Here is a 665-nt window from a genome sequence, read left to right as displayed (position 1 = left end):
CCCTGGGCAACCAGCAGGCCGACGGCATGTCGGCGCTGCGCGGCTGGCTCACCCCCGAAGCCCGCGCCACCCTGGAAGCCGTCCTAGCCAAACTCGCCGCCCCCGGCATGTGCAACCCCCACGACGACACGCCCTGCGTCGACGGCGCACCCACCCAAGACGCCATCGACCACGACCCACGCTCGGCCGCCCAACGCCAGCACGACGGACTCAACGCCGCACTGCGTGCGCTGTTAGCGTCGGGAGAACTGGGGCAGCACAACGGGTTACCCGCCTCCATCATCGTCACCACCACGCTGGCCGACCTCGAAGCGGCGGCCGGGCGCGGGTTGACCGGCGGCGGCACCCTGCTGCCGATGAGCGATGTCATCCGCCTGGCCCGCCACGCCCACCACTATCTGGCCATCTTCGACAACGGCAAGGCCCTGGCGCTCTATCACACCAAACGCCTCGCCTCACCCGGCCAACGAATCGTCTTGTACGCCAAAGACCGCGGCTGCAGCAGCCCCGGCTGCACCGTGGCCGGCTACTACTGCGAAGTCCACCACGTCACCGACTACAGCAAGTGCCACACCACCGACGTCAACGACCTCACCTTCGCCTGCGGCCCCCACCACCGCCTACTACGCCCCGGCGGCTGGACCACCCGAAAAAACACCCACGGC

1 protein-coding gene is annotated in these 665 nt (G+C 69.2%); it reads left to right on the top strand.

What is annotated here, in order from left to right:
* On the top strand, nt 1-665 hold a 665-nt coding region (locus tag A5624_RS04670), incomplete at both ends, for an HNH endonuclease signature motif containing protein (RefSeq protein WP_156748808.1).

It is taken from the genome of Mycobacterium sp. 1482292.6 (genome assembly GCF_001672995.1).
GTDB lineage: Bacteria > Actinomycetota > Actinomycetes > Mycobacteriales > Mycobacteriaceae > Mycobacterium > Mycobacterium europaeum_A.
The sequence above is the reverse complement of the archived record's forward strand: the minus strand, read 5'-3'. Positions and strand labels throughout refer to the sequence as shown.